General features: G+C 63.2%; 3 protein-coding genes. All 3 read right to left on the reverse strand.

Going from position 1 to position 3,627, the window contains the following annotated elements:
• Window positions 1-89 precede the first annotated feature (89 nt).
• Genes galE through B4E36_RS20185 form a run of 3 tightly spaced genes read right to left on the reverse strand, consistent with a single transcriptional unit; the run spans window position 90 to window position 3,336 of the window.
• Window positions 90-1,082, reverse strand: a complete 993-nt coding sequence (galE, locus tag B4E36_RS20175) for a UDP-glucose 4-epimerase GalE (RefSeq protein WP_292051792.1) — start codon at window positions 1,080-1,082, stop codon at window positions 90-92.
• 50 nt (window positions 1,083-1,132) lie between these two features.
• The gene (locus tag B4E36_RS20180) at window positions 1,133-2,170 is read right to left on the reverse strand and encodes a UDP-glucose--hexose-1-phosphate uridylyltransferase (protein WP_292051793.1); all 1,038 of its coding nucleotides are present in this window, start codon (window positions 2,168-2,170) and stop codon (window positions 1,133-1,135) included.
• 8 nt (window positions 2,171-2,178) lie between these two features.
• Window positions 2,179-3,336, reverse strand: a complete 1,158-nt coding sequence (locus B4E36_RS20185) for a galactokinase (RefSeq protein ID WP_292051795.1) — start codon at window positions 3,334-3,336, stop codon at window positions 2,179-2,181.
• Between the last annotated feature and the right edge of the window lie 291 nt (window positions 3,337-3,627).

Here is a 3,627-nt window from a genome sequence, read left to right on the forward strand (position 1 = left end):
CCGCCAGCGGGAGAGAGTATTGGGGGGCTATGCGGCTAAGTCCGAAGCCGTCACTCTAAAACCGAGAACAAAAAACAGCGGCGACGCCCCTACAGCTTCACCCGCCCCTTTACCAGTTGATCCTCCCAAGCCAGCGCGTGCTTCACGATCGTGTCGAGATCGTCATATTGCGGTTCCCAGCCGAGGATTTCGCGCACGCGGGCTGAATCGGCGACCAGCGCCGGCGGGTCGCCGGGGCGGCGGTCGGACATGTCGACGCGGAAATCAACGCCGGAGACGCGCTTGATCGCGTCGACCACCTGCAGCACCGAGAAGCCGTGGCCATAGCCGCAATTGGCCACGAAATTCTCGCCGCCGTTCAGCAGATGCATCAGCGCCTTGACATGGGCGTCGATCAGGTCGGTGACGTGGATGTAATCGCGCAGGCAGGTGCCGTCCGGCGTCGGGTAGTCCGTGCCGAACACCTCCATGCGGTTGCGCCGGCCGGTCGCTGCCTGGGCGGCGATCTCGATCAGATGGGTGGCGTGTTCGCGGGTCTCGCCGGTGCGCCCCTCAGGGTCGGCGCCGGCAACGTTGAAATAGCGCAGCGCCGCATATTTGAGGCCGTAGGCGGCGGCGCTGTCGCGCAGCATCACCTCGGTCATCAGCTTCGACCAGCCATAGGGCGAAACCGGCTGCAGGTTCTGCTCCTCGTCCAGCAGGTCCGCGCCCGGCTCGCCGTATACGGCGGCGGTGGAGGAGAACAGAAACGCCTCGACCTTGGCGGCGACCGCCGTTTCGATCAGCGCGCGGGATTTGACGGTGTTGTTTTCGTAATAGGTCAGCGGGTCGGCGACCGAATCGGAGACGACGATCGAGCCGGCGAAATGCGCGATCGCATTGATGCCCTCATCGGCGATCAGCCGGCTGACCAGTTTGGCGTCGGCGATATCGCCCTTGACCAGCTTTGCCGCCTCCGGCACCAGTTCGCCGTGGCCGGTGGACAAATCGTCCAGCACCACCACCTTCTCGCCGCGATCGACCAGCGCGTAGGCCATGTGGGATCCGACATAACCGGCGCCGCCGGTAACGAGAATGGTCATTTTGTTCTCCCTTGCCCGCCAATGCTCCGGCAGGTTTCTTCATGCACGGCTCAGCCGGCGAGATAATGGGTATCGGACAGGCCACGCAAGCGGTCGGCCGCCTGTTCCGGGGTCAGGTCGCGCTGCGGCGTGCCGAGCAGCTCGAAGCCGACCATGAATTTCTTCACCGTCGCCGAGCGCAACAGCGGCGGATAGAAATGGGCATGCATCACCCATTCGTCATGGGCCTCGCCATCGGTCGGGCGCGGGTGAAAGCCCATCGAATAGGGAAACGAGGTGGCGAACAGATTGTCATAGCGGATCGTGACCTTGGACAGCGCCTCGGCAAGCTGCACCCGCTCGGCCGGCTCCATCTCCTCCATCGAGCGGATATGGCGCTTCGGCAGCACCATGGTCTCGAACGGCCACACCGCCCAATAGGGCACCAGCACGACGAAGCCGTCATTTTCAAACAGGATGCGCTCGCCAAGCGCCCGTTCCTGCGCGAGATAGGCCATCAGCAGCGGCGTGCCGTGCTGATCGTAATAGGCGCGCTGGGTTTCGGTCTCTTTGGCGGCGGCATTCGGCAGGTTGCGGCTTGCCCAGATCTGGCCGTGCGGATGGGGGTTGGAACAGCCCATCATCGCGCCGCGGTTCTCGAAGATCTGGACATAGCCGATATCCGGCCGCGCGCCGAGTTCAAGATACTGCTCGACCCAGGCATCGACCACCCTTGCGATATCATCGACCGCCATGCGGGCAAGCGTCAGGTCGTGGCGGGGCGAAAAGCAGATCACCCGGCAGATGCCGCTCTCACCCTCCGCCATCAGCAGCCCGTCGCGGAAGCTCTCGGCGGGTGCATCTTCTGTCAGCGCGGCGAAATCGTTGTCGAACACGAAGGTGTGCTGGTAGTCGGGGTTTTTCGCGCCGTTGATGCGGGTATTGCCGGCGCAGAGATAGCAGTCCGGATCATGGGCCGGCATATCCGGCGCCTCGGCGTCCTCCACCTGCCCCTGCCAGGGGCGTTTGGACCGATGCGGCGATACCAGCACCCACTCGCCGGCCAGCGGATTGTAGCGACGGTGCGGATGATCGGTGAATGTGTTCATGTCTACGCTCAATCCGTAAGGGGCCCGACGCCATTTCGCGGCGCACAGGCAAAGATTTCCGATATGTGCCCGGTGGCATCCTGATAGGCGGCGCGGACATTGGCGATGAAGCTTTCCACCGCGCCGCTTTCCACCAGCGCCACCACCGAACCGCCGAAGCCGCCGCCGGTCATGCGCGCGCCATAGACGCCCTTCTGCGCCTGGGCGATATCAACGAGGCGATCGACCTCCGCGCAGGAGATTTCGTAATCGTCGCGCATGGAAACATGCGAGGCGTTCATCAGCCGTCCGAACGTGTCGAGATCGGAATTCTGCAAGGCTTCGGCCGCCTGCAGAACGCGCTCGTTCTCGGTGACGATATGGCGGCAGCGGCGATAGGTGAGGTCCGGCAGGAAATCGCGGTTCTCCTCAAGCTCCTCGAAGCTGACGTCCCTGAGCGCCCGGATTTCGCCGAGCGCGGGACGGAGCAGCCTTACCCCCTCCTCGCAGGACTGGCGGCGCTTGTTGTATTCGCCATCGGCCAGCGCGTGGTGAACCATGGAATTGGCGACCACGATCCGCGCCCTCTGATCGATCGGAACGGGCCGGCTTGCAAGCGAGCGGCAATCGATCATCAGCGCGTGATCGACCACGCCATTGCAGGAGATGAACTGATCCATGATGCCGCAGCGCATGCCGACGAACTCGTTTTCCGCCTTCTGGCACAGCTTCGCAAGCTCGACCGTATCGACCTCACGACCCGCAAGCGAAAGCAGGGCGTAGCCGACCACCACTTCGAGCGCCGCCGAGGACGAGAGCCCCGCGCCGACAGGCACCGAGGAGGAAACCACGATATCGGCGCCCGAGAGCCTGCTTCCCGCCGCTTCCAGCATGACCGCAACGCCAAAGGCATAATCGGTCCAGTCGCCGCGCGGTTCGGGTTTCGCGCCGTCGAGATCGACTTCTGCGGTCTTGCCGTTGTTGAGAGAGTGAATGCGGATCACCCGGTCTGGCCGGACGGCCGCAGCGGCCTGCGCCTCGTATTCAAGCACCGCCGGCATCACGAAGCCGTCATTGTAATCGGTATGCTCGCCAATCAGATTGACCCGCCCCGGCGCGCGAAAAAACTGCGGCTCGCCGTCGAAATGTTCAAGAAACCGTGCACGCAGCAAGTCGACCGCAGGCATTCCAAATCCTCCCAATTCATGCCGCGTGCATTTGGGGTAGAAAACCCGGCCGCGTCAAGATGCGGTGCAATCGCGGAAAGCCGCGCCGTTTGCAGCGATCTGCAGGCAACTCGCCGACGGCTGTGTTCTGGTGGCCGGGCACACTTGGCACAGCCGAGTGAATCAATTTGCTCACAAACGTCTCCCACATTCCGGGTCATCCTCGGGCTTGACCCGAGGATCCAGACCGCCCGGCAAGGGATCGCTCTAAATATTTTCAAATTCAGAGACTTAAGCCGCCTGGATGCTCGG

It is taken from the genome of Martelella sp. UBA3392, from assembly GCF_002358775.1.
GTDB classification, from domain to species: Bacteria; Pseudomonadota; Alphaproteobacteria; order Rhizobiales; family Rhizobiaceae; genus Martelella; species Martelella mediterranea.